At 61.5% G+C, this 25042-nt stretch carries 25 protein-coding genes and 1 pseudogene; 15 read left to right on the top strand and 11 right to left on the bottom strand.

Features of this window, described 5'->3' with window-relative positions; translation table 11 throughout:
* The first annotated feature begins 76 nt into the window (after positions 1-76).
* The 4 genes from KBY77_RS04350 to KBY77_RS04335 all read left to right on the top strand — a co-directional run bounded on the left by KBY77_RS04350 (position 77) and on the right by KBY77_RS04335 (position 3197).
* Positions 77-298 (top strand): hypothetical protein, encoded by a 222-nt coding sequence (locus KBY77_RS04350; RefSeq protein WP_094555592.1) that lies wholly within the window; start codon positions 77-79, stop codon positions 296-298.
* Positions 299-304: 6 nt separating this feature from the next.
* Complete coding sequence (locus KBY77_RS04345; protein ID WP_255102349.1) at positions 305-712, top strand: phosphomannose isomerase type II C-terminal cupin domain; 408 nt, start codon at positions 305-307, stop codon at positions 710-712.
* A gap of 143 nt (positions 713-855) precedes the next feature.
* Positions 856-2796, top strand: coding sequence for a DEAD/DEAH box helicase (locus tag KBY77_RS04340; RefSeq protein WP_255102348.1), 1941 nt, complete (start codon positions 856-858; stop codon positions 2794-2796).
* 41 nt (positions 2797-2837) lie between these two features.
* Entirely contained in the window at positions 2838-3197 is a 360-nt protein-coding gene (locus KBY77_RS04335) for a hypothetical protein (RefSeq protein ID WP_255102347.1), read from the top strand.
* A gap of 40 nt (positions 3198-3237) precedes the next feature.
* On the opposite strand, the gene KBY77_RS04330 is transcribed toward KBY77_RS04335, so the two are convergent.
* Entirely contained in the window at positions 3238-3438 is a 201-nt protein-coding gene (locus KBY77_RS04330) for a hypothetical protein (RefSeq protein WP_255102346.1), read from the bottom strand.
* Between the two features lie 441 nt (positions 3439-3879).
* Between KBY77_RS04330 and KBY77_RS04325 the strand changes: the two genes are divergently transcribed.
* The 3 genes from KBY77_RS04325 to KBY77_RS04315 all read left to right on the top strand — a co-directional run bounded on the left by KBY77_RS04325 (position 3880) and on the right by KBY77_RS04315 (position 7506).
* Positions 3880-5676, top strand: coding sequence for an ABC transporter ATP-binding protein (locus KBY77_RS04325; RefSeq protein ID WP_255102345.1), 1797 nt, complete (start codon positions 3880-3882; stop codon positions 5674-5676).
* Between the two features lie 57 nt (positions 5677-5733).
* Positions 5734-6375 (top strand): ParB/Srx family N-terminal domain-containing protein, encoded by a 642-nt coding sequence (locus KBY77_RS04320; protein ID WP_255102344.1) that lies wholly within the window; start codon positions 5734-5736, stop codon positions 6373-6375.
* Positions 6376-6591: 216 nt separating this feature from the next.
* Positions 6592-7506, top strand: a complete 915-nt coding sequence (locus tag KBY77_RS04315; RefSeq protein ID WP_255102343.1) for an LCP family protein — start codon at positions 6592-6594, stop codon at positions 7504-7506.
* Positions 7507-7509: 3 nt separating this feature from the next.
* Here the strand turns inward: KBY77_RS04315 and KBY77_RS04310 are convergent, their stop codons facing one another.
* Both KBY77_RS04310 and psbP read right to left on the bottom strand, forming a co-directional pair.
* Complete coding sequence (locus KBY77_RS04310; RefSeq protein WP_255102465.1) at positions 7510-8673, bottom strand: FAD-binding oxidoreductase; 1164 nt, start codon at positions 8671-8673, stop codon at positions 7510-7512.
* 13 nt (positions 8674-8686) lie between these two features.
* Positions 8687-9223, bottom strand: a complete 537-nt coding sequence (gene psbP / locus KBY77_RS04305; RefSeq protein WP_255102464.1) for a photosystem II reaction center PsbP — start codon at positions 9221-9223, stop codon at positions 8687-8689.
* A gap of 161 nt (positions 9224-9384) precedes the next feature.
* Here psbP and recR point away from each other — a divergent pair, with 161 nt between their 5' ends.
* The 4 genes from recR (at position 9385) to KBY77_RS04285 (ending at position 12711) form a co-directional block, all read left to right on the top strand.
* Complete coding sequence (recR, locus tag KBY77_RS04300) at positions 9385-9963, top strand: recombination mediator RecR (protein WP_315856459.1); 579 nt, start codon at positions 9385-9387, stop codon at positions 9961-9963.
* Positions 9964-9980: 17 nt separating this feature from the next.
* Entirely contained in the window at positions 9981-10883 is a 903-nt protein-coding gene (lipA, locus tag KBY77_RS04295) for a lipoyl synthase (RefSeq protein ID WP_255102462.1), read from the top strand.
* A 432-nt stretch (positions 10884-11315) separates the two neighbouring features.
* Complete coding sequence (locus tag KBY77_RS04290; RefSeq protein ID WP_255102342.1) at positions 11316-12251, top strand: phycobilisome rod-core linker polypeptide; 936 nt, start codon at positions 11316-11318, stop codon at positions 12249-12251.
* A 130-nt stretch (positions 12252-12381) separates the two neighbouring features.
* Positions 12382-12711, top strand: coding sequence for a hypothetical protein (locus KBY77_RS04285; protein WP_255102341.1), 330 nt, complete (start codon positions 12382-12384; stop codon positions 12709-12711).
* Here the strand turns inward: KBY77_RS04285 and KBY77_RS04280 are convergent.
* Complete coding sequence (locus tag KBY77_RS04280) at positions 12672-13829, bottom strand: fatty acid desaturase (protein WP_255102340.1); 1158 nt, start codon at positions 13827-13829, stop codon at positions 12672-12674. The two genes, KBY77_RS04285 and KBY77_RS04280, sit on opposite strands and share 40 nt — an antisense overlap.
* A 134-nt stretch (positions 13830-13963) precedes the next feature.
* On the opposite strand from KBY77_RS04280, the gene KBY77_RS04275 reads away from it, so the two are divergent.
* Positions 13964-14212, top strand: a complete 249-nt coding sequence (locus KBY77_RS04275) for a hypothetical protein (RefSeq protein WP_255102339.1) — start codon at positions 13964-13966, stop codon at positions 14210-14212.
* On the opposite strand, the gene KBY77_RS04270 is transcribed toward KBY77_RS04275, so the two are convergent.
* Positions 14187-14858, bottom strand: coding sequence for an HAD family phosphatase (locus tag KBY77_RS04270; RefSeq protein ID WP_255102338.1), 672 nt, complete (start codon positions 14856-14858; stop codon positions 14187-14189). The two genes, KBY77_RS04275 and KBY77_RS04270, sit on opposite strands and share 26 nt — an antisense overlap.
* 115 nt (positions 14859-14973) lie before the next feature.
* Between KBY77_RS04270 and KBY77_RS16735 the strand changes: the two are divergent.
* Together KBY77_RS16735 and KBY77_RS04260 are read left to right on the top strand one after the other, a co-directional pair.
* Positions 14974-15405, top strand: a pseudogene (locus KBY77_RS16735) (GAF domain-containing protein); the annotation flags it as partial.
* Positions 15406-15438: 33 nt separating this feature from the next.
* A complete protein-coding gene (locus tag KBY77_RS04260) occupies positions 15439-16023 on the top strand; it encodes a GGDEF domain-containing protein (RefSeq protein ID WP_255102336.1) in 585 nt (194 codons plus the stop codon).
* On the opposite strand, the gene KBY77_RS04255 is transcribed toward KBY77_RS04260, so the two are convergent.
* The 3 genes from KBY77_RS04255 to KBY77_RS04245 form a co-directional block, all read right to left on the bottom strand.
* Positions 15982-17895 (bottom strand): response regulator, encoded by a 1914-nt coding sequence (locus KBY77_RS04255; protein ID WP_255102335.1) that lies wholly within the window; start codon positions 17893-17895, stop codon positions 15982-15984. The two genes, KBY77_RS04260 and KBY77_RS04255, sit on opposite strands and share 42 nt — an antisense overlap.
* A gap of 127 nt (positions 17896-18022) precedes the next feature.
* Positions 18023-19660 (bottom strand): ATP-binding protein, encoded by a 1638-nt coding sequence (locus KBY77_RS04250; RefSeq protein ID WP_255102334.1) that lies wholly within the window; start codon positions 19658-19660, stop codon positions 18023-18025.
* Positions 19661-19667: 7 nt separating this feature from the next.
* The gene (locus tag KBY77_RS04245; protein WP_255102333.1) at positions 19668-20015 is read right to left on the bottom strand and encodes a PAS domain S-box protein; all 348 of its coding nucleotides are present in this window, start codon (positions 20013-20015) and stop codon (positions 19668-19670) included.
* Between the two features lie 168 nt (positions 20016-20183).
* On the opposite strand from KBY77_RS04245, the gene KBY77_RS04240 reads away from it, so the two are divergent.
* A complete protein-coding gene (locus tag KBY77_RS04240) occupies positions 20184-20516 on the top strand; it encodes an STAS domain-containing protein (RefSeq protein ID WP_255102332.1) in 333 nt (110 codons plus the stop codon).
* Positions 20517-20539: 23 nt separating this feature from the next.
* On the opposite strand, the gene KBY77_RS04235 is transcribed toward KBY77_RS04240, so the two are convergent.
* From KBY77_RS04235 to KBY77_RS04225, 3 genes are read right to left on the bottom strand one after another with little or no spacing between them, the layout of a single operon-like run.
* Positions 20540-21712 carry a PP2C family protein-serine/threonine phosphatase gene (locus KBY77_RS04235; RefSeq protein WP_255102331.1) on the bottom strand — a complete coding sequence of 391 codons (1173 nt, stop codon included), beginning with the start codon at positions 21710-21712 and terminating at the stop codon, positions 20540-20542.
* A gap of 36 nt (positions 21713-21748) precedes the next feature.
* Entirely contained in the window at positions 21749-24343 is a 2595-nt protein-coding gene (locus KBY77_RS04230) for an ATP-binding protein (protein WP_255102330.1), read from the bottom strand.
* 15 nt (positions 24344-24358) lie between these two features.
* Positions 24359-24982 (bottom strand): heme NO-binding domain-containing protein, encoded by a 624-nt coding sequence (locus KBY77_RS04225; RefSeq protein WP_255102329.1) that lies wholly within the window; start codon positions 24980-24982, stop codon positions 24359-24361.
* Positions 24983-25042 lie beyond the last annotated feature (60 nt).

Raw genomic sequence — 25042 nt, 5'->3', positions numbered from 1 at the left:
GCGTTGAGCCAGGCACCTCGACACTCACACCCCCGCCGCCATGAGACAGACTGGAACTGTCCCAAGCCCGGTCCGGATGATCCGCTACTACCTTCTGTTGCCGGGACCCCAGGGAGAGGAGCCGACTCTGGGCCGCATGCTCGATGACCGCAGCGAAGCCTGCTTCGACGCCAGCACCACCCCACCCACCTGGCAGGGCTGCACCAACCAGATTCAGCGCCGTCTGCACGCCCACGACAAGATCGCAGAAATCAGCCAGGCCAGAGCTCAGGCCTGGAAACCAGCCGCCTTTGGCTGATCAGCGATGACCGAATCCGGCGCAGGAGGCGAGCTACGCAGCGAACGCCCCTGGGGCTGGTTCGAAACCCTCGCCACTGCCCAGGGTTACCTGATCAAGCGACTGTGGCTGAATCCCTCCAGCCGCATCAGTCTTCAACGCCATCACCACCGCAGCGAACACTGGGTGGTCGTCGAGGGTGACGGAATCCTGGAATGCGAGGGCAATCAGCTGAACGCTGCTCCAGGCGTCAGCCTGACGATCCCCACCCTGGCCATGCACCGGGCCAGCGCCGGAGACCTGGGGCTGATGATCGTGGAAGTGCAACGGGGCATCGACCTCACTGACGAGGACATCGAGCGCTTCGCGGATGACTACGGGCGATCGGTTGAACACCTGGTTGATCACCTGGTCGAGCACCCGCCTCGAATGTGAGCTTCCAGGCGTGGTGTTACGATAACTACTCACCCTTTGATAAAGGGCAAGGCAGTCTTTTTTCAGGCCCTGTGGCCGCGAGATACGGGTACCTGCCGGCCTGCGTTGAAGGAACTCCCAGGCCAAGGCCCCATCAACTCATCGTGACCCAGTACTACGCGAGCGAGAGCTTTGCGTGCTCCATCGACCTGAGCGACCATCCCGCCCAATCCCCAATCCGACCCATCGCGAGCGATCCCATCACCACAACCCCTTCCATCCAACCCAGCCCACTCTCCAGCTGTGTCGATCTGAGTGCCCTCGAAGGGCAACCGTCAGCCGAAGCCACTGCCGTCGAATCGACCTTGATCGGCCCGCTCGATCAGCCCGACGAAGCTGCTGAGGAGGCACCGGCCACTGGTGGGTTCGCCGGATTTGGCCTGGGAGCTGAACTTCTGAGTGCCATCGCCGAGTGCGGCTACAGCAACCCTTCTCCCATTCAGAAGGCCGCGATTCCTGAGCTGATGCTCGGCCGCGACCTGGTGGGCCAGGCCCAGACCGGCACCGGCAAGACAGCCGCCTTCGCCCTGCCTCTGCTGGCGCGACTCGATCCCCAGCAGCGCACCCCTCAGGTGCTGGTGCTCACCCCCACCCGTGAACTGGCGCTTCAGGTGGCAGAAGCCTTCAACGGCTACGCCGCCAAGCTCCCCCAGGTGCGGGTGCTGCCGATCTACGGCGGTGCTGATTTCCGTGACCAGATCGTTCGCCTCAAGCGGGGCGTGCAGATCGTGGTGGGCACCCCGGGGAGGGTGATGGATCACATGCGCCAGGGAACTCTGGATCTCTCCGGACTGCGCTGCCTGGTGCTCGACGAGGCCGATGAAATGCTGCGCATGGGCTTCATCGATGACGTTGAGTGGGTGCTTGAGCAGCTGCCGGAGCAGCGGCAGGTTGTGCTCTTCTCAGCCACCATGCCTTCTGAGATCCGCAGACTCTCGCGCAAGTATCTGCAGAACCCCGCTGAAGTCACCATCCAGCAGAAGGGTGCGGAAAACAGCACAATCCGCCAGCGCCATCTGGTGGTGCATGGCGCCCAGAAGCTGGAGGCCCTCACGCGAGTGCTGGAGGCTGAGAGCAGCGAAGGGGTGATCATTTTCGCCCGCACCAAGGCGATCACCCTCACCGTCTCCGAGGCTCTCGAGCAGCAGGGCTACGACGTGGCCGTGCTCAACGGGGATGTGCCCCAGAACCAGCGGGAGCGCACGGTGGAGCGGCTGCGCAGCGGTCAGGTGAACGTGCTCGTGGCCACTGACGTGGCTGCCCGGGGGCTGGATGTGGATCGGATCACTCTGGTGATCAACTACGACATCCCCTTCGACACCGAAGCCTATGTCCACCGCATCGGCCGCACCGGCCGTGCGGGCCGCAAGGGGGACGCGATCCTCTTCCTCACCCCCCGGGAGCGCCGTTTCCTGGGCGGACTGGAGCGGGCCGTGGGCAAAGCCATCACCCCCATGGAGGTGCCCACCAACTCCGACATCAACCAGAGCCGGCTCGACCGCCTGCGCGAGCGCCTTACCGCCCTGGTGGCAACACCTCGCTCCGAGGAGCAGGAACTGGCCCTTCTCAGCGAGATCCTGCAGCGAGTGGGCAGCGAGATCAGCGCCACCCCCGAGCAGCTGGCCCTGGCCGCCCTGCAACTGGCCGTGGGCGACCGCCCCTTGCTGGTGCAAGGCACCGAAACCTGGCGCCAACCCACCCCCAGCCGGGAACGCCAGCGCAGCGGCGAAGACGACCGCCACGGTGATCGCCGCTCACCATCCCGTGCTGGCGGCAGCCGCATGGAAGCCTCCACACCTCCGGATGCCGACATGGAGAGGTTCCGGATTGAGGTGGGCTGGCAAGACAGGGTCAAGCCCGGCAACATCGTTGGTGCCATCGCCAACGAAGCTGGCCTGAACGGCCGCAGCATCGGCCGCATCCAGATCTTCGACACGCACAGCACTGTGGATCTTCCCAGTGGGATGCCCGAGGATGTCTTCAGCGCTCTGCGCTGCCTGCGTGTGATGAACAAAGAGCTTCAGATCACCCGGCACAACGCCTGAGCAAGGCCCGCACGTCGATCCGGCGTTCTCTTTGCCCCTCCATGTCATTGATCTCCAGCACTGCGGCCAACGGCCAGCGCACTCTCTCCAGCTCAATCGGGATGATGTCGCGTCTGGCCAGCCTCGCCCTCGCAGGTCTGGTCGATCTGACCCTCGCGGGGGCTGTGGGGGCTGAGACGCTGCTTAAGGCCTCTGCCAGCAGCGGCCAGAAGGATGAGCAGGTAAGCAAATTCTGTCTGGCCACCGTCAGTGCCGCCTTTCAGGCCGCACGCAAAGTTCCCCCGCCAGGGCTTGGCACCTTCGCCTGCTCCTGTTTCGTGGATCAGGTCAACCAGGGTGCTGGCCTTGATGTGGCCCAGAGCACCTGCCGCCAGCGCACCATGGCTCGCTACAGCCTCTGAGGTCCGACAAAGATCCAGCCTCAGGAACCCGGATCCAGGCTCAGGAGCACAGACCGGTGACTCCATCGGTCCCCAGAACGCTCACCTGCTGCAAGGAGAGCGTCTCGATGGCGCTGATCAGACTGAGTTGAACCTCCGGGGTCTCGCAGAGCACCAGGGTCTGCAGGAGATCGAAGCGATCTTGGGGAGCGAGCTCACCGTCCTCACACCAGGCGAGGCTCCAGGGAATGGGGGCAGCCATTGCTTCGGGATCATTTCGTCTTGATTTCATGACATTGGGTCATCCCACCATGCCCAGCTCCATCCCTTGGATTTGCTTCCACTTCACTTCACGCTTCGCCATCAAGACCTGATCACCCATCACCAGGCCAAAGGGGCTGCAGCGCAAGCCTCAACCTGTGTCCTGGACCACAGCACTGCAATGGAGACAGCGTTTGTGGGTGTCTCACCGATGTATCATCTCCGCCCATTCGAGGCTTCAGGGCATACAACCCTCAGCCCCGTGGGACCCGCATCCGATCCACTCCGGAGCGGGGCAGTCCCTGAAAAGCCCAAGGCATTGACGTCGGCGATCACTCCTTCCTTCCAAGCCGCACGGAAGGGATGGGTCCCATCAATTCGGGCGGCTGGCCCCTTTTAATGGCCTCTGGCCCTTCCGGCCGCCGCCCAGCCGCCTGAATTCATGGCCCACCAGAGTGTGCGCACACCGATCAGCCGCCTTCTGCAGGCCCTGAGGCCCCACCGCCGGCTCATCTGGCTGGCCTCAAGCTGCTCGGTGCTGAACAAACTGTTCGATCTGGCCCCACCGGTGCTGATCGGCCTGGCAGTGGATGTGGTGGTACGTCAGCAGACCTCCTGGCTGGCGGACCTGGGGCTCAGGACGGTCCCCTCCCAGCTCACGGCCCTGGCGGTGGCCTCCTTTGTGATCTGGAGCGCCGAATCTCTGTTCGAGTACCTCTACGGGGTGCTCTGGCGCAACCTTGCCCAGACCATGCAACACGAGCTGAGGTTGGAGACCTATGGCCACCTGCAGCAGTTGGAGATGGCGTTCTTCGAGGCCGGCAGCAGCGGCCGGCTGATGGCAGTCCTGAACGACGACATCAATCAACTCGAGCGTTTTCTCGACCACGGCGCCAACGAACTGCTGCAGCTGATCACCACGGTGCTGGCCGTTGGTGGTGTGATGACGGCCATCTCTCCTGGTGTGGCAGGTGTGGCCTTTCTGCCCATTCCAGTGATTCTCTGGGGCTCGATTCTGTTCCAGAAACGCTTGGCTCCCCGCTACCGCGACGTCCGCGAACGAGCTGGCGATCTCAACAGCAGCCTCTCTAACAATCTCGGCGGCATGCTCACGATCAAGAGTTATGCCGCCGAGGCCTGGGAACTGGAGAGAATCCGGGGCCAGAGTGCGGCCTACAGAATAAGCAACCAGCGGGCCATCCGTCTGTCGGCTGCCTTCATTCCCCTGATCCGATTCGCCATACTTTTCGCCTTCCTGGCGATCCTGGTGATTGGTGGACTTCAGGCCTGGAGGGGCACAATCGCCGTAGGTTCCTACAGCTTTCTGGTGTTCATCACCCAGCGGCTGTTGTGGCCCCTCACCACCCTGGGCCGCACGCTTGACGACTATCAGCGGGCCATGGCCTCAAGCAACCGGGTGATGGATCTGCTGGAAACCCCGATCACGATCCCAGGCGGCGAGAGGCCCCTCCCCCTGGCCGGCGTGCGCGGCGCCATCGAGTTCCGCTCGGTGAGCTTTGGCTACGCGGGCCGGGAGCCCCTGCTGGTCAACTTCTCCCTGGCGGTTCCAGCTGGAAACACGGTGGGCATCGTCGGTGCCACCGGCTCCGGGAAGAGCACCCTGGTGAAACTGCTGTTGCGGCTTTATGACGTGCAGCAGGGCGAGATCCTGCTGGATGAGCAGCCGATTCAGGAGCTGCAGCTGGGCGACCTGCGCCATGCCATCGGCCTGGTGAGCCAGGAGGTGTTCCTCTTTCACGGCACCGTGAGAGAGAACATCGCCTACGGCAGTTTTGCCGCCAGCCACACCGCGATTGCGCGAGCCGCGGCCCTGGCCGAAGCCAGTGGCTTCATCGAAGCGCTTCCCCAGGGGTACGACACCGTGGTGGGGGAGCGGGGGCAGAGGCTCTCGGGAGGCCAACGCCAACGCATCGCCCTGGCCCGGGCCATTCTCAAGAATCCGCCCGTCCTGATCCTCGATGAAGCCACCGCCGCCGTCGACAACGAAACGGAGGCGGCGATCCAGCGCTCACTGGAACTGATCACCGCTGAGCGCACCACCCTGGTGATCGCCCACCGACTCAGCACCGTGCGTCACGCCGATCAAATCGTGGTGATGGAGCAAGGCCGGATCGTCGAGCAAGGTCGCCACGACGAGCTGCTGCGACGCGGCGGAGCCTACGCCCGGCTCTGGCGGGTCCAGGCCGGCCTCCGTGAAGACGAGGCACTCCTGGCCTGAATGCACCAGCATGGGGTGAATTGATTTCAGGTCGCCAGCGGCGGCGGGCCCTCGCCCATGGCCCAGACATCCGGTCCCTTCGAGTTGCCGCCGCTGGCCCGGCAGGATCTGCTGGAGCTGCCGATCAGCAGGCTGCAGCCCACCCAGCTCTGCCTTGGTCTGGCGGAAGTACGCTCCAGGGCCAGGGATTTCGCCAGGGAAACGGCGGCAGAGCGGCTCCGCTACCTGCGCACCCGGCCAGTGCCTGTGGCGGTCAGCAGTGCCGGGGAGTACTGGATGATCGATCGTCACCACCGGCTGCGGGCCCTGGTTGAAGTGGATTCCTGCTCCACGGCCTTCTGCTCGGTCGTGCTGGAACTGGAGGGAGCCAGTCGCACCCACTGTCTGGAGGAACTGAACCGCCGCGGTTGGCTCTATCTGCGTGACAGCGAAGGCCGGGGGCCCCTGCCGCCCGAGCGCCTGCCGATGGACCTGGGCGGCCTGCAGGACGACCCCTTCCGCAGCCTGGTCTGGAAACTGAAGCAGGAGGGGCTGATCCGCGCCCAGCCCCAGGTGCCCTTCCTCGAGTTCCATTGGGGCAGCTGGTTGCGTCGCCAGAATCTGCCCGCCTTCGGTTCCATGGACCTGAGCCCCGCCCTGCCCGAGGCAAGACGGCTCGTGCGCGGCCAGACTGGCCAGGGGGGACCGCCCGCGACCTGAGCTCTTCCAGCCAGGAAACTGGAACAAGCCGCCCTGGGGCAAAAGAGATCCGATCGGCCAAGATGAAATAAGGTTTCATCAACGTGACAAAGGGCCTTCCCCTTCGTCGCCAACGTTCATGCCCTGCGCTTCAGACCACGCCCCCAACCGGCTCCCCGTCGTCTCAACGACAGTTTCGCCGCTGTGATCTTGAAGCGCCAACACCCTTCGGTCCCGATGACCTCCAGCCAACGATCCCGCCCTCTGCCCATCGTTCTGGCGATGCTGCTGGGTCTGGGAGGCGGTCTGGCCCTCTCCGGCCCTTTGGCTTCGTTCCTGCCCGATGACTGGGCCTCCCATACCGCCAAGCTCACCGGCCAGCTCAGCAATCCCTTCGCCGCCTGGGGGGCACCGGGAACCGATGTTCTGGTGCTTGGCAGCGACGTTGGCGGCGGCAACACCGATGTGATGTTCTCGATCCGCATCGAGAACGGGGTCACTCATGTCACCCAGGTGCCGAGAGACACCTACATCGACTCAGCTCGTTACGGCGGCATCAAAGCCAACGCCCTTTACGCCTACGGGGGAGCCGATGCGGTCAAGCAGGAACTCTCTGAGCGCCTGGGACGTCCGATCAACCATCACCTGGTGGTGAATCTGGGGGCGATCCGCCGCATGGGCGATGTGCTCGGCGGTGTCGAGGTGAACGTGCCCAAGCGCATGTACTACGTCGACAACAGCCAGGGCCTCTACATCGACCTTCAGCCGGGCCTGCAGACCCTCAAGGGCCGCGATCTGGAGGGCTTCCTGCGCTGGCGCCACGATGAGGAGGGTGACATCGGCCGGATCGATCGCCAGAAGCTCGTGCTGACCGCCCTGTTCAGCAAACTGACGCGCCCCGAGAACCTGGTGCGTCTGCCCAGCCTGATCGCAGCTGCCGGCCAGGACCTCCAAACGGATCTGGGGCCGATGGAGATCGGCGGGCTGATCACGGCCATGGCCACCACCCGCTTCGATGCGGAGCGCCTGAGCGGCCGGCCCTTCGATCTGAACGGCATCAGCTACTGGGAGGCTGACTGGCCACCCGGCGATGTGGAAGCGATCAACGCCACGCCGGTTGAAAGCCAGGGCCGCCAGCGCTTCCTGTTCTGAGTCTCAGTCCCAGCCGGGATTGGCCTCCTCTGTGGCCCCCGGCAGCCGCTCAAGCGCCCCAGGATCGCCGCTGAGGGCTTCCGCCAGCACCCCAGCCAGGCCAGGTGCCAGGGCGAAGGGGCTGCTCAGACCGGCGAACAACCAGAGGCCAGCGGCCCCCGCCACTGGCCCAGCCAGTGGCGATCCGCTGCTGCTGAAGCTCACTGGCACCTGATGGAAGCTGGCTGGCACCTGGCCAAGTCGGGGATCGATCCGTCCCAGAGCCTGGCGCAGCCCCAGCTCCAGTGATGCCGCCTGAGGCGAGGCACCACAGGCCGTTCCCGGCCTGATCAGGCTGGTCTGCCCCAGCAGCAGCCCCTCACCGCAGGGGGCCAGGCCCGCATCGACGACCCATTCCGGCCGCTCGATCTGATCAGCCCGTTGCTCGAGACCCTGACGCTGGGCGAAGAGCGGCATGAGGATGTCGTTGGGCTGGGTAAGCGCGGAGGTGTTCAGCAGCTCGCGGCTGAGTGAGCCGTCATCCAGCTGCAGCACCCCGGCCCAGCTCACCCTCAGCCGATCCGGCAAGGCCGGCCAGAGGGCCCGGCAGCCGGCCCCGGCGGCCAGCACCACCTGACTTGCTGGCAGCTTTCCGGCCTGCAGCGGCTCGCAACGGCCCCATCGCCGCCGCACCCCGGCCCGCTCCAGGGCCTGGGGCAGGGTCAGCGACAGCTGGCGGCTGTCGATGCGGCCGTAGTCCAGCCGCAGCACCCTCCGCCCCCCCGAGGCAGGCGAGGCCTCCAGCCGCTCCACCTGGTCGGCCCCCAGATGGCGGCGCGCCAGAGCCTCCACCCGGGCCAGGGTCTGATCCAGCCCTGAATTAGCGAAAGCCACTTCCCCTGCAGCCGCCGCTGCTTCGGTTTCGGCATCGCTCCAGTGCAGCCGCAGCGAACAAGGGCTCCAGCCCAGGGGACCATGGCGCTGCTCCAAGTGCCGCCAGGCCGCTGGGGCTGAAGCCATCAGCTGGTCCATCGGGCCTGGGGCTCCGGCCCACCAGGGCACTCCGCCATAGCTCAGGTTGGTGGCAGAACACCCTTGACCTGGATCCAGCAGCTCCACAGCTGCACCTCGATCGGCCAGGGCCAGGGCCACCAGGGAGCCGGCCAGGCCAGCGCCGATCACCAGCACATCGGCCAAGGCGTCAGATCTGCAGGGTGAAGGAGGTGATCACATTGCGGAAAAGGTCCTTCACTTTCGGCCAGCGCAGTTCATTGGTGCTTGCCGCGAGCGTGTAGAGGCGACCGCGGTCGACCACCACAGTGGCCAGCTCATGGCGGTCGCGGTCGGAGAGGTGAACCGCATATTCGAGGTCATAGAAGGTATGGCCGCCGTCCTCGCGCTCGCTTGCCTCCACAAGCTCGGCCTCACGGCCGCTGCCCTCCGGGGCGATCACGATGCGACCGAGCTTCTCGCCCACCGCAACGGCACTTCCTAGAGATTCCAGTTCGTTGGTGGCGTTCACGTCCGAGATCACCAGGCTGAGGGTCTCATCGCTGTTGATCAGATCGTGAAACACGACCTGGGGGCCGTTGCTCACCGCCACCCGGGTCCAGCCGGTTGGATAGAGGAAGGCATAGCGCCCGTCCGGGCTCTGAAAGGAGTTCAGCCCGGCCGCCGCCGCGCTGCAACCGCTCAGGCCACCCAGCAGCAGCAGGGTTCCCAGCAGCAGGCCGAGCATGCCCCGTTGCGCAGAGAGAAGCCAGGAGAACGAAGGGCGCTGCGCCATGGGGTACCGAGCAAGCGGGAAGGGTGGGATCACACCGCAACCATTGTTGCCGGTGGCCTCGCTCCTAGATTGCACTTACTTGCGGCGGATTCCTGAGCGGCTTCACCAGGCCCCTGGCGCGGCTGATCGATCAGTTCGAGCGCCTGCCTGGGATCGGTCCGCGCACCGCCCAGCGCCTGGCCCTGCATCTGCTGCGCCAGCCCGAAGAACAGGTGCACGCCTTCGCCGACGCCCTGATCGCGGCCCGCCGCCAGGTGGGTCAATGCAGCCGCTGCTTCCACCTTTCGGCCGAGCAGCTCTGTGACATCTGCCGCAATGAGGAAAGGCGCAATGGCCAGCTCTGTGTGGTGTCCGACTCCCGCGACCTGCTGGCCCTGGAGCGCACCCGCGAATACAAGGGGAGCTACCACGTGCTCGGCGGGCTGATTTCGCCGATGGATGGCATCGGGCCTGAACTGCTGCAGATCCAACCCCTGGTGAACCGGGTGGACCAGGAGACGACGACGGAGGTGATCCTGGCCCTGCCGCCGAGCGTGGAAGGAGACACCACCAGCCTCTATCTGGCCCGGCTGCTGCGTCCGTTCTGTCTGGTGAGCCGCATCGCCTATGGGCTGCCGGTGGGCAGCGAGCTGGAGTACGCCGATGAAGTCACTCTGGCGCGGGCCCTCGAGGGCCGGCGCCGGATGGAGTGAGCGCCATGGTTCGCCCGATCAGCCGTTACAGCCAGGTCGCCCCCGCTGAGCGGCTGCCCGCCTGGTTGCGCCGTCCGATCGGCAATGCCTCAGCCCTGGAAACGGTGCAGGCCGTGGTCAAGGGGCAGCGGCTGCATACCATCTGCGAGGAGGGGCGCTGCCCCAACCGAGGTGAGTGCTACGCCGCCGGCACCGCCACCTTTCTGCTGGGCGGACCGGTCTGCACCCGCAGCTGCGCCTTCTGTCAGGTGGAGAAGGGCCGCGCGCCCGCGCCGCTTGATGCCCAGGAAGCGGAGCGGGTGGCTGAGGCGGTAGAGCAGCTCGGCCTGCGCTACGTGGTGCTCACCGCTGTGGCCCGCGACGATCTGGCCGACCACGGCGCCGGGCTGTTCACCGGCACCATGGCGGCGATCAGACGTCGCAACCCTCTGATCGCGATTGAGGTGCTGACCCCGGATTTCTGGGGTGGTCATGCCCTCCGGACTGAGGGCGAAGCCGCCCAGCGCCATCGGCTCGCCACCGTGCTGGCCGCCGAGCCGGTCTGCTTCAACCACAATCTCGAGACGGTGCAACGGCTGCAGGGGGAAGTGCGGCGGGGCGCCACCTATGAACGCTCGCTGGCCCTGCTGGCGGCGGCCCGGGAGCTGGCCCCCCACATCCCGACGAAATCCGGGCTGATGCTGGGGCTGGGCGAAACCGTTGAGGAGGTGGTGGCCGCCCTGGCAGACCTGCGGCGGGCCGACTGCCAGCGCCTCACCCTCGGCCAGTACATGCGTCCATCTCTGGCCCACCTGCCGGTGGCCCGGTATTGGGAGCCCGCCGAATTCGAGCGTTTCGGGGCGATCGCGAGGGAACTCGGCTTCCGCCAGGTACGCAGTGGCCCCCTGGTGCGCAGCAGTTATCACGCCGCAGAGGAGTGATATCCAGGCAGGCTGGTCCTGCCCCTCACCAGGGAATCCACTCAGGCTCCGTGGAGCAGTAGCGACAGCAGAAAAGCAGATCTTGGCTATACATCCCCTCATCAACATACGGTAATTTCGGGCCTGATAAGTTCAGCCTTGATGCCCTGAAAGAGGTGATCAATCAGGCAAGACCCATGGATTGCCATGGATTGCAGCAACCCGCCAGACGTGACGCGGAGCGATGGCCACAGGCCGCTCCATATCGTGAAGAGATCTTGCGATGGTTGAAGGCTTATGGAGTAATGCGCGGAAACGCTAACTCAGCGTAGAGTCTGCCAGGCACCAAGAACTAAGGGCTCGTCATTCAAGCCTCGATTCCCAGCATGTCGACTGGCTTCGGTTTCTACTGGTCGCCCTTCTCTTCCTCCTGTCCCACTCGAATTCCTACCCATGGCACTGGTCCAGGCGTCCGCCTTAGGTATTGATCGCTTCGCCAATGATCGCAACAGGGAAAGCTGGTCATACGGCTCCGAACAGGACACCAAAGCGATCGTTCGGGCTGTTTATCAGCAGGTGCTCGGTCAGCAGTATGTGATGGCCAGTGAGCGGCTCAATGGGGCTGAGTCCCTTTTCCGCAACGGCGTTCTCAACGTCCGGGAACTGGTGCGGACCGTGGCCAAGAGTGGCCTCTATCGATCCAGATTCTTTGAGAACTGCAATCCCTATCGCTTCATTGAACTGAATCACAAGCATCTGCTGGGTCGGGCACCCCAGAACAAGGCGGAGATGCTGCATCACTTCACGATCCTGCAGGAGCAGGGTTACGACGCAGAGATCGACTCCTACATCGACAGCGACGAATACCAGGAACGCTTCGGTCTTGATGTTGTGCCGTACCTGCACGGCTGGGATTACTCCAAAGGCCATGAGGGACGTCAGTTCTCCTGGTTGATGCAGCTCGCTCGCGGAGCTGCGGCCTCGGTGAAGGGAGATTCCAGCGGCACCCAGTTCCGCCTGGGCAAGGCGCTCCACCAGGACAAAGCGGTACCTGTTCGTGGTGCCGGTGGCCGGGTGGTGATCGTCTCCACCGAAGGACCGTTCAAGGCGCTGGTGAGCAACGAGACGGGGATTTCCTCCGAGTTCGCCCCGGAGGCACCCCTGCGCGCTCCCTCCCAGGAGCACCGGGTCGACGCCCTGCGCGTGTCGGCCGGTGAGAGCAGCAGCGGCAGTGGCCGGGTGGTCACCATCTCCGCCACGGGCCTGGTCAACAACGACTACGTCCGCAGTGGCGCCTATGTGATGCGCGTGCCCTTCAGCCGCATGAATGAGGCCCTGCAACGGGTCAACCGCCTAGGTGGACGGGTCACGAACGTGGTGGTGAGCTGAAGACTGCCAAAGGGTTCCCCTGGCCATCAATCTTCAGAAAGATGGAAATCCTGGGGAACCCCCCTGCTCTTCACATAGTTTTAGTACCAGGCTGATGAGGTGGCGTGTCGTCTGTTGCAAGAGGAAGTACATGGCTGTGAGGATCGATCGCGAAACCTTTCTGAAGCGGGCGATGGAACGGTTTGGCCATCACTACAGCTACGAGGAGATTGATTACCGCAGCTATCGCACCCCGGTGAAGATCCGCTGCACTGAACATCCCGTTCGCCTGATCGTGATCACCCCGGAGCGTCATCTGCAGACCACTGGCGGCTGCAAATACTGCCTGCGTCGCTATCGCCAGCAGACAATTGAGGCGTCAGTGACAGTGGCCTCGGTGACGGTGGCTGCGGTCCAGAAGACCCAGCAGCCGAGCTCAGTTCAGGCTGAAGGTTCGGTGGCAGCAACCGGGGCCTGGTAATAGAACCCAGCCCCTGAGCCCTCCTGGCTCACCACGGCACAGCCGCTGGCGATGCGCCACAGCGCCCGGTGAATGGGAGTGGGATCGAAACGGACCAGATCGGGGTACTGGCGGCTGAGCAACGCCGTGCCCCGCCAGGCGTTGTAGTGGGGAATCCTGGGGTTGACGTGATGGCAGACGTGGGTGGAGCCGATGCCATGGTGCAGCAGGTTGAGCAGGGGTCCGTAGGGCCGGTCGACCGTCTGCAGAGCGCCTTTGGCCCAGGTCCACTCGGCCGTTGCAAAGTGGGGAATAGTGGTGTCGGTGTGCTGCAGCCAGGTGTAACCCACCAGCCAGGCGTTGATCACCAGATAGGGCAACCCATAGACGGCGAGCACCCGGGCCAGGGAGGTGTGATGCGCGGCCAGAGCAAGGGCCAGCAACATCAGCACCAGGCCGAGATTGGAGTGCAGCATCCCGCGGCGGCTGGAGTCGGGGAAAAGGAGCCGGCGGCCGTTGCGGAACGGGGCACCGTGCCAGAAGTGAGAGGTGGGGGCGCCATGGTCCTCGCCACCGGCCACGCCGAATAGGAGATAAAGCGGCCAGCCCAGGAGCAGGTGGGTGACCAGGGAGAACACCCCGTAGACCATGGGGCCCAAGCCAGTAGCCCATCGCTGCACCACCTGGCCAACGGCTGAGCCAGCGCGAGGGGGCACATGGGTTTCGCCACCCTCGAGGTGGTTGCAGTTGGCATGGTGCACCGCATGGCTGCGCTGCCAGCTGAAGTAAGGCACCAAAAGCAGGCTGTGCAGCACGAATCCCACCGCTGCCTCCAGCTGTCGGTTGGGGTGAAAGGCCTGGTGGCCACACTCGTGGGCAATCACCCAGCAGCCACCGGCCACGGTGCCGGTGACCAGGGCGTAGAGCAGCCAGAGCGGGGCCGCGTTCGGCTGAAGAGGAAGCTGGGTGCCAACCGCGTAGGCCAGCAGAGAGAAGCCGAGGGAGAAGGCGAGGCTGCCCCAGGCCTTGGTGGTGTCGATCTTGAGCAGCTCAGGTGGCAGGCAGGCCAGCAGCTCGGCTTTGGACGGATAACCGGGCTCTTGCAGGGAAACCGTCTCCAGAGGACGGGCGGGACTCAATGCGAGTGGGAAGGGCTTGGGGGAGGTGGAACGAATCAAGGAAGCTGACGCACAACAGGAGAGAACGGGCCAAGGGCGCCAGAAGCGGCGCGACCCTAACCAGATCGCCCTGGCCAGACGGCGGGAGCAGGAGAATGCCGCTGGTGTTCCGCGGCGCTGCAATGACCGGCAACCTCCAGGCCATTGGCTTCATGATCAGCTGGGTGCTGGGTTGGGGGATCGGTGGTTCGCTGATCGATGCCGGCTTCATCCATGCCGGGGTGTACTCGATCGAGACCAACCAGCTGGGCACCCTGGCAACCTTCACGGTCTGGACGCTGCTGTGGGGAGGGCTGGGCTTTCGCCTCTACCAGCGCTTCACCGGCTCAGGCCAGGACCGCTGAGCTCCAGCTCAGCCAGAGAGCGCAGACAGCGCACCTCCTCGGGGTAATGCTCCCGCCCGAGGCCGTCGGGGAGCAGCACGTGCACCAGGGCACCCGCCGCCAGAGCCGCCTGGGCGCCGGCGATGGAATCCTCGAAGGCCCAGCAGGCGCTAGCGGCCACCCCCAGCCGGCGGGCCGCCAGCAGAAAGATGTCAGGGGCTGGCTTGCCGGCCGCCAGCTCGGGATCGTCACCGCAGACGATCAGCTCGATCAGCTCCAGCCAGGGGTGGGGAGCGCACTTGATCCCCACCGAGTCGTGGCTGCTACTGGTGGCCAGGGCCATGGGGATCGCCAGCTCCTGGCAGCGCCGCACCAGCTCAGGCGCCCCGGGCATCGCCCTTGCTCCGGGCAGGAGCTGCCTGGCGATCGGCTGCTGCACCGCCAGCAACTGCTCACTGGTGGGGGGCTGACGGCCAGCCGCCCCAATCCAGCCAATCACGCGGCTGGCGTTGTCGAGCCGCCGGCGCCCGCGCAGCGCCAGCAGCTGCTGATCACTGAGCTCGAGGCCGAACTCCCGGGCCGCCTGCCGCCAGGCACGGCCATGCAGAGGCTCAGTGTCCAGCAACAGACCATCGAGGTCGAACAGACAGGCCGCAGGACGGGACATTGCCGCATCCTCTCAGCCGGAGGCAACGCCTCACGCCTAGGGTTGGAATCAGAGGAATTGGACACCGTCTGCATGTCGTGCCTGAAGGGTCATCCATGCTGATCAGTAGCGGCCCATGGGCACAGTCCAGTTCCCTGAACCTGCGATGAGTTCCTATCCCGTTCCAGAGGACGAGGCTGAGCGTCAAGATGAGCTGGATTCGTTCCACATTCTCGACTCAGAGCCAGACGAGGACTTTGATCGCATTACCCGGATCGCGAGCCAGATGCTGGGAATGCCGATAGCACTGGTCTCCCTCGTCGATCACAATCGCCAGTGGTTTCTCTCCCGTGTGGGTCTGCAGGCGAGTGAAACGGCACGGGAGGTTGCTTTCTGTGCTCACACCATCTGTTCCGATAAAGTGATGGTCGTCAGTGATGCCCAGGCTGATGATCGCTTCCGGGACAATCCTCTGGTCAAAGGGGATCCCCACATTCGCTTTTACGCAGGGGCTCCGCTGCGCACCCGGGAAGGACATGCTCTCGGGACGCTCTGTGTGATCGGTCCAGAGCCCAGGCGCCTCCAGGAGCATGAGCGCCAGTTGCTCGAGGAACTCGCCGGCATGGTGATCCACACCCTTGAATCACGGCGCGACCGTTATCTCTGCCCTCTAACTGGGCTCCACAACCGACGGCCCTTCTTCGAATCTGGCCAGCGGGAGTTTCAACAGTCACTCCTCCACCAGGAGCCTCTCACGCTTCTGCTGATCGGGCTTGATGACTTCACCAACCTGAACGAGCGTTTCGCTGATGGCCAAGGGGATCGGCTGATTCAGGACGTTGCAGTCGCTATCCGGTCGGAACTCGGGAACGGTGATCTTGCTGCTCGGGTGGCAAGTGCGGAGTTTGCAGTGATGCTCTACAGACAGGACGTCCAGGCCGCCTTGGCGGTTGCGGAGCGGATCCGCTGCCAAATCGCACAGCAGGGGGTGATCGTGGATGGTTCACGTCACGTTCTGAGCATCAGTGCCGGGGTCTCAAGCCGGGATGCGCAGGACATTGGATTCACCGATCTGTACCAGCGTGCCGATACGGCACTGAGGCAAGCCTGGATGTCGGGACGCAATCGGACGGTCGCGAACGATCTATCCGATCTTGATCGCTGCGTGGGCCCGCAACAGGACTGAACGGAGCCGTTCGGCCTGGATTGGCTTGCTGACAAAGTCGTTCATACCACTATTCAAAGCTGTCTCACGATCGCTTTCCCGTACATTGGCGGTAATCGCCACGATCCACGGACGAAGTTCGTTACCGCGAATGGCACGGATTCTGCGTGTAGCCTCCAGCCCATCAAGTTTCGGCATGCGCAGATCCATCAAGATGAGATCAGGGTCGAGGCTCCGCTGCTGGTTAATGGCATCCTCTCCGTCAAAGGCCACACTCACGCCATAGCCAAGGCGGCTCAGCATCAGCTCGCAGACGCGTACATTCACGGGATTATCATCTGCCAGCAAAATACGTAGGGGGTGAAAGGCCGCAAAATCGTCGGTGCTTTCAGAGGGCGTAACGGCAGGCGCCAAAGAGCTGGATTCAGGCTCGGACGAAGGCTCTACAGGGATCATGACCTGGAACGTCGAGCCTTTGCCGAGCTCGCTCTCCACATGAATAGTGCCTCCCAGAGACGTAACCAGTCCGCGGGAGATGGCCAGACCCAGGCCCAGGCCACTATGGACACTGGTACTGGAGGAGTCGCCCATTATGAATGGCTGGAAGAGGTTCTGGATCTGGCACGCGCTGAGACCGGGGCCCGAATCCCGGACCGTGAAGACTAGGTGAAACTTCCCGTCCGGGTAGGGAGCCTGGGGCGAAACTGACACGCTCACATCTCCACTGGAGGTGAACTTGATCGCGTTACCAACCAGATTGATGAGAATCTGCCGGAGGTGGAATTGGTCGGTAAGCACAGTATCAGGTACTTCGGCAGACAAATCAAATGAAAGCCGCAATGATTTCGACTCAGCCAACGACGCGAACAGATCTACGACCTCCTGAACCAATTGCCAGATACGAACAGGGGTGTGGTCCACGACAATTGAACCACTTTCAAGAGCAGCGAAGTCAAGAAGCTGGTTGAGCGAGAGCAGCAGGGACTCACCAGCATTCTTCACAGTTCGCAGGCACTGGATCTGCTCGGAAGTTAGATTGGTTGATAACAGGATGTTGGTGAGCCCAATCACACCATTGAGCGGCGTACGAATCTCATGGCCCATCGTCGTGAAAAAAGTGCTCTTGGCGCGGCTGGCTGCTTCTGAATCTGCGGCCGCACGTTGGGCCAGATCACTGGCTCGAAGAATCTGCTCGATCGCTTGGCCTCGTAATCGCTGGGAGCGCCACACGAGACTGGCGACGAGAGTGGAGAGAAGGCCAGTCCCAGCCAGAGACAGCCCAAGGCTCAGACGCAGCGGGAAAAGCTGGCGGCTGAGTGAGGCAAGGGATAGATCAACTCCAACCAGACCAATGGTCTTGCCATCTGCGCCACGAATGGGCGCGAAGCTGCTCAGAAATGATCCCCATTCATCGGTATAGGGAGTTTCACTAACAGCGACACGACCTGTTCGAGCGGCCAGAAACGCAGCAGGCGGAGCATCAACGTAGCGCTGGCCAGTGGATGCAACGACGGTCTCGTCGCCATGATTCTTGATGTAGTATGAGCTATCCAGAACGAAATGAAGATCTTTTTGCCGCATCCTGAGAGTATAAGCATAAAAGATATCGGGCACTGACTTACGCAATCGAAGCAGTGGTTCCGAGGCTTGGCGGTAGGCCATGCTGCCCGTCTGACTGGATGCCGCGATCGTGGAATGCAGATCAGGATTTATCTCTGACGCCGTGATCACTGCCACATCCCTTAGGCGATCCCTGATTGTGCTCAGCAACAGATCATGGGCTGCCCGATAGGTGAAGATCAGGGCCGTACTGGAGATCGCGAAGACGGCTATTCCAATGACACCCGCATCACGAATTGGCTTGCCAAAGGACATACCCACCGCCTTGCTCATCTGGTCTCCCCGGGGCGGTTCATCTCGGCCCATGCTGTAGCTGTGATAACTCGACCATCTCGGTTGTCCCATCAATAAACGCTAGCCTCAGTCGGGGACAATTCCGCAAGACGAAGATCGATAGTGGTCATGTGAGACCATCATCCTGCCTGCGGCGGTAGTCCCGAAAACGGCTGAGTGCGGCAGAGAGGTCGTCATGACGAAGCGGCTTTGCAAGAAAGTCGTTCATCCCAGCAGCCTCACAATCCTGACGATGAGAGCTGTAAGAATATGCTGTCAAAGCGATAATATATACTTCAAGGAAGCCATCAGAACGCAGCAGCCGTGTCGCCGCCAGCCCGTCGAGCTTAGGCATTTCGACGTCCATAAAGACCAGATCGATTCCTCCGCACTCAATCCGATCAAGGGCCGCCTGGCCATCTCCCACCACCTCCGCCTTGAGGCCCAACCTGGCCAGCATCAACTCCAGAACCCGTTGATTCACACGGCTGTCATCAGCAACGAGAATCTGAATATTGTCTGCGACAGCCGCCTCACGATCAGCGCCGGAGTCCACTAGGGGCACTGCCTGGGCAGGCTCCTGGGTTAACCCGAAGGGGAGATGGACCGAGAAGCAACTGCCCTGGCCGACTCTCGATTCCACGGAGATCTCGCCACCCATCAGGTGACTGAGACGATGGCAGATCGCCAGTCCTAGACCTGCACTCTGAGTGGTCTGCGAAGGATCGGAATATCTGGTGAATTCCTCGAAGATTGTTGGGAGAACATCGACGGGTATGCCGATACCTGTGTCGACAACACGAAAGTGCAACGTCACGTTGTTCCCATCCCCCACCACAGGCTCGACCGAGAGACAGATCGACCCTTCGTTTGTATATTTGCAGGCATTGCCCAACAGATTGAAGAGAATCTGTCGTAGCTTCAGGTCATCACCATTCAGCCATTTCGGCACGCCCGCAGGAACATACACCTCCATTTTGAGATTCCTGGCAGTAGCCTGGTTCTGAAAAAGAATCTTGCAGTCGTCGAGCAAAGCAAGAAGGTTGAATGCTCTGACATTCAGATGAATACGGCCAGTCTCGATCTGTGATATGTCAAGTATGTCGTTGATGACGCTGAGGAGATGCTCACCGCTGCTTTGAATCGTGCTAACCATCTCCCTCTGTCTGGGCTCCAATGGGCTGTCTAGTAACAGCTCAGTCATCCCGATCACCGCATTCATGGGTGTTCGGATCTCATGGCTCATACTTGCCAGAAATCTGGTTTTAGACTGGTTGGCAGCCATTGCCTGGTCACGTGCCTGCTTGAGCTCGTCTGTACGCTGATCCACTTTCAGCTCGAGCTGATCGCGAGCCTCGGTCAAGGCGTCCTGCGACTGAACGATCTCGCTCTGATCGCGGAAGGTAAAGACCAGAGATGGCTTGCCTGGCACATTGACCATCGCCCAGGACACTGCGACGACCCGCCGCGGAGGCAGAGGGGACAGGTCCCAGGTAGCCTTTCCTGGCCCGCTTCTGGCCCAGAACAACAGACAGTCTGACGTTTCGGGACGGCCGGCTTGGTAACGCGTAGGTAGAAGCCGTGGCAGAGAGACACCAAGACACTGCAAACGAGATCGTCCAACGAATCGATCAAAGGACGCATTCGTCCATTCAACAATTCCTTCGAGATCAGTGAAGGCAAGGGCTTCGTCGACGGCGCCGAGTGCCGCCTCCAACCTGCCTAGGGTGGTCCGCAGCTGGGTGACGAGCTTCAGATCGTCCATCCACAGGTCACGACAGAGGGCGCAGCGTTGCTGCGAAAACCCAGCTGTCACCACTGCGTTCAGCAACAATGAAATGCTCGGAGTTGATTTCTCTCTGATCTTTGCAGATTGTCATCAGTTCAAGCGGATGATTGAGAATCTGGGATTCACCAAAAATACGAAATCGAGAGAACCCCAGATGGTGGGCGTCCTTAAAGGAATCCGGAAGGATCATGGATAGCGACTGGCCTCTCAGGTCAGCCAACGTCCAACCGTAGACAGACTCGAACAACCCGTTGATCTCTACGATCAACCCTTCCTTGTCTGCGGCGACAAAGGGCAACGATCTCTGACGAAGCTCTTCAATCGTGACCATACACGTCATCCACTAACCACCAACCTAGCGAAGGGCTGGGGGTCGGCAATGCCATGTCCATCACGTCGGCTCAGCCCGCACGACCAGCAACCCTCTCCAAACTCATGGATTCAGCGATGTGCGTGCCCATACCAGGTGGTAAGATCACAGAATTTGTAAGCACACTAAATGGATGATCTCTACATCCTTAGGCCCAGAGGTTTCATTGACGCCCAGAACGGAGGAGACTTGAGGGCCCAGATTTGTTCCGTTCTTGCCGAGAAGCCCAAGGACTTTCTGATTGATTGTCAGGATGTCGAATTCATGGACAGCAGCGGGTTCGGCGCCCTGGTGTCGACGCTTAAGCGAGTAAGAGAACATGGAAGGCAGCTATACCTGTGCAGCCTCAACAGCCAGTTACGGCTAGTTCTTGAACTCACCGGTACCGACCGGGTTTTCACCATCTTTCCCAGCAGCCATGAATGTTTTACGATTATCTCAGAGCGATCGTCCAAAGCCTAAATACACAGGCACCATTAGCTGATTCATGGGAAAATTGCTCGGATCACCGAGTAGTCGTCAGTGAAACGAGCATTAGCATTGATAGTTTTTATGCGTGCCAACAGACGATCCAGACCATCTTCGGCACGGAGAAGTTCTCGGCAGTCCTCAACCACATCCACGAATTCAGGCAGTGACCACATCGGTGCATCCTGCCTTGCCACTTCATAAAGCCCATCGCTGTAGACCAACAGGCAGGCTCCATGATCCACAGCATGGCTCTCCGTGATGTAGATCGAGTCTTCGAACAGGCCAACGGCCATGCCCTGTCCCTTCAGCCAGCTGGTAGGAGTGCATCCATCTTCCGACCAGATCAGAGCAGGGGGATGGCCCGCACTGGCGAACCGAAGTGTCCGGGAAGAGGATTGATACACTCCGTACCACATGGTCAGATAGCGCCCCTGCTGACGCTCCATCTGAAATCCAGAATTCAGGGCTTTAAGAACCTCTGCCGGATCATGAAGATCAACGCTCAGCGAGCGGGAACGTAGCTGGTTATGAAGTGAGATCGAAGGGAATGCCGCCGCAAGGCCATGGCCGGAAGCGTCGGCAAGATAAATCACGAAGTGATCATCGTCCAACCAGAAGTAGTCGAACGAATCTCCACCCAGCTCATGGGAAGGAACGAAACGCGAATCGACCACCACCGTGCCTCTGACTTCCACCGGCAGAAGGGTCCGCACATAACAGGCCGCCTCCGCCAACTCCTGATCCATTCGCTCCTTCTGCCTGCGAAGCTCTTCGGCCAGAAGCTTCAGGCGTTCATTGGCCTGGTTCAGTCGAATGCCGGAGCGGACACGTGCCAGTAGCTCGTCGGGATCGACCGGCTTGCTGAGAAAATCATCTGCTCCGCAATCCAGCCCAATCACGCGATCCTCCACCCGGGATCGTGACGTCAGCAGAATGAAATGGGTCGCCTCAAGAGCAGGATCCTCCTTGATTGCCCGGCAGACTTCCAGACCATCCATGCCATCCATCAGCCAATCGCAGAGAATCAGGTTGGGAGGGCTCTGACGCGCCTGCTCCAGAGCACTTTCACCTGAATGGGCAATCAGGACCTGGTAGCCCTGTCCCTTGAGACGGGCCTCAAGGATGCGGGGATGGATGCGATCGTCATCCACGAGCAGGATCGTGATCAGGGTGGAACACAGGTCCATGGCAGATAGCGGAGCGATACGCAAATGAATCAGGAATCAGGACTCCAAGGGGCGTCGACTACGCAGGGCTTCGCTCACCCTGCCGGCCTCAACGAGCAAGCGATCGACCGTCTCCTGGGGCCAGTGGAAAGGATCGGATCGCAGAGATTCCTCAACCTCTCCACAGTGTGAGGCCAACAGCTGCGCACCGAGGCTGGCACTGGGAGACCGCAGGGCATGGGCTGCCGTGATCATCCCCTGCGAATCCTGGAGCTGATGGGCCATCACGATCAAGGAAACCAGTCGCATGGCATCCTGCATGTACAGATCGATCAGCTCTCTGAGCACTTCATCCCCATCCGCTCCTAGAACCTGCTGGAGCTCCTGCCAGGCGGCCTCATCGATCGGATCGGCACCGTCCCCGAAAATGGCCTGGCTTGACTGAGGACTCCCACTCATCGGCTCACCATCAAGGATCGTCTGATTCTGGCGGGGTTGATAGTGCTCCAGGGCATGGACCAAGTCAGATGGAACGATCGGTTTGCCGAGAAAATCATCCATGCCGGCACTCTGACAACTCTTCCGGTCCTCAGGGCTGACATGGGCGGTCATGGCGATGATCCAGGGTTGCACCACCGGCAGGGGCAACCTGCGGATGGCCCTCGTTGCCTCGTAGCCGTCGAGTCCGGGCATCTGAACGTCCATGAAGAGCACGTCGAAGGGGTGCTCCTGAACGGCCCGCACCGCCTCAGCACCTGAAGGAACAGCGTCGGCCCGGTAGCCGAGGCGATCCAGCAACTTGAGCGCCAGCTTGCGGTTCACTGGAATGTCATCAACCACAAGGATTCGCAGTGGAAGGCGGTCGGCCAGACGGCTAACACTGTCTACAGAGGCGGACCAGGGGGGAAGAGGAGGCTTCAGCGCAGAGGAAGGGACGCTCGCCTTCACCGGATCTGACGGGCCTTGAAGCTGACGTACGAGGGCAGAGCAGAGCTGATCGAACCTCACGGGCTTGCCGATCACCACAGGGATTCTGTCGGGGAAAAGCCCCGGCTCCAGCTCCTCATGTCTGTAGGCCAGGACGATCCAGGGATACCGGCTCAGGAGCGGCAGCTGCCAGAGGTGCGGGTGATTCGAAGCATGGGCAGCAGCAAGTAACCGAGCATCAATGACAACCACCACACGGCTCAACCGATCAAGACTTGGAAGTTGGGCCCACCAGCCATCCTGAGAAGCATCAGGGGCAGTCACGTCAAAGCCCAGTTGACCCAGCTGCCGGGCCAAGACCTGACGCAGACTGGCATTGGGGATCAGGAGCAAGATCGACGCAGCCGAGAAGGGGAACGAGACGGTGCCATCAACCCCGACAGGGACTGCAGGTGCGGCAGGGTCCAGTCGCAGCAACAGGTTGAAGGTGAACGCGCTGCCTTCTCCTTCGGCGCTGGCCACCTCGATCGTGCCCCCCATCAGTTCGCACAACCGTCGGGTGATGGCCAGACCGAGCCCCGTCCCGCCAAAGCGTCGAGCCATCGACGGGTCGGCCTGGCGAAAGGGTTCGAAAAGCTGGGAGATCAGCTCAGATGGGATCCCGATACCGCTGTCACGGATCTGAATCGTGAATCGGCACCGGGTGGGGAGGCCAGGTTCAGCGTCTAGAACCTCGGCGGAACCCACAACGACGATCTCACCAGCGGAGGTGAACTTGACAGCATTGCTGAGCAGGTTCCAGAGAATCTGACGCAGACGGGTGAGATCACCGATGACCGCGCTGGGGAATCCGGGTTCGAGATCCAGGATCAAATCCAGATCCTTGCCGACCATCCGGGACCCGATCAGATCAAGTGCCTCTTCTATGCAGATGCGAAGATCAAAGTGCTGCTCGTCGAGATGCATCGCCCCCGACTCAATCTTCGAAAAGTCGAGGATGTCATTGATAATAGTCAGGAGTGAGTCCGTGCTGCTGTTGATGATCTCTACATAGTCGCTCTCTACAGGCCCAAGCTGAGATTCCTGGAGGAGACCGGCCATCCCCATGATGGCGTTCATCGGAGTTCTGATCTCATGGCTCATCGTGGCCAGGAAGGTATCCTTGGCGGAGTTGGCATCCTCAGCCGCCCGCTTGGCAGCTTCCAGCTCCTCATTAAGCGCGGACAGGCGCTGGGTGCTTTGCCGCAACTCGCGACGCTGTGAAATTAGAACTTCATTCAGCTTCTGGCTCTCTTCAAGAGCAACATTCCGAGCCTGTAACAGAAAGAGATAGTCAACGAGAGAATCCTGAAAAGGAAAGTCGTTGATCTTCAGACCTAAGGAGCTGAGATCATCCAGCTTCAGCACCCAGGGGGTCCCCACGACGAGCAGCCGCTCATGTTCAACCAGACAGCAGATCTGACACTTGAGTTGAAGCGCGATCGAGTGCGATTCCAGCATCACCAGCTGATCGGTGGATCGGCGCAGGCCGGCGAAGCTTAAGGGGCCTTCAGGACGCTTCAGCCGAAAGTGTTGTTGCAGCGGATCACCAAGCAGGGACTCTCTCTGCAGAATCCGCTCCAAAACAGATCCTGCCGCAAGAATACGAAGCTCAGCATCGAGTATGAGATAAAAGGGGAATAGCCGGTTGAAATGCTCAACCGATAGCTCAAGTGATGAGGCCATCACCTCGATGCAGGGTCATGAGATACCACCGTCGGAATCAGCCTCTGAATTGGTTTCAGAAGATAGCGGGAGATCAGAATATCGTACATGGAAGAGATCTCTGGCGTCTCCCCGATCCCGGGACGCTGTCTGAACCACCGTGACGGAAGTGCGGAATCTCTTGCCCAGACCATGCAGAAGCCCTATCACCATGGGGGCAAGCCCATAGCGCTTGGAGCGATACTCCAGATCCATCGACTGGTCGGCAGCATGCTCACAGCGGAACGATGGCGGTTGCAACTGCGGAAAGGAAAGCCCTGCCCTGGCATGGAGATTGTCCAGATGATCAAGGAATTCCGGCAATGTCTCACCGGTGCTCTCCAGTAGCTGTTCATAGCCTTCCGAAGCGGTATAGGTAATCCAGTACTCCCCAAAGGCCTGCATGATCTGGTCGCCGGATAAGCCAAGCTCTTCTGAGGCAGCGGCAACCAGTCGATGCGTCACATCGTCGGGATAGGCCTGGAAAGTGGAGAAAAAATCCAGGTCTTCCAGATCTGCCTTCTCCTTGATCCGTCTCCAGACATCGTCTCCATGATGCGAGGTGACCATCTGCTGGATGGCACGGTTGACAAGCCCGTACATGAGGAAAACTCGCTGCAATCAAAAATCTAGCCAAGCCAGCCAGTTCAGGTGAACACAGCGCCTGAAGCCTTCATCTCC

Source organism: Synechococcus sp. Cruz-7E5 (assembly GCF_024345995.1).
Taxonomy (GTDB): Bacteria; Cyanobacteriota; Cyanobacteriia; order PCC-6307; family Cyanobiaceae; genus Regnicoccus_A.
The sequence above is the reverse complement of the archived record's forward strand: the minus strand, read 5'-3'. Positions and strand labels throughout refer to the sequence as shown.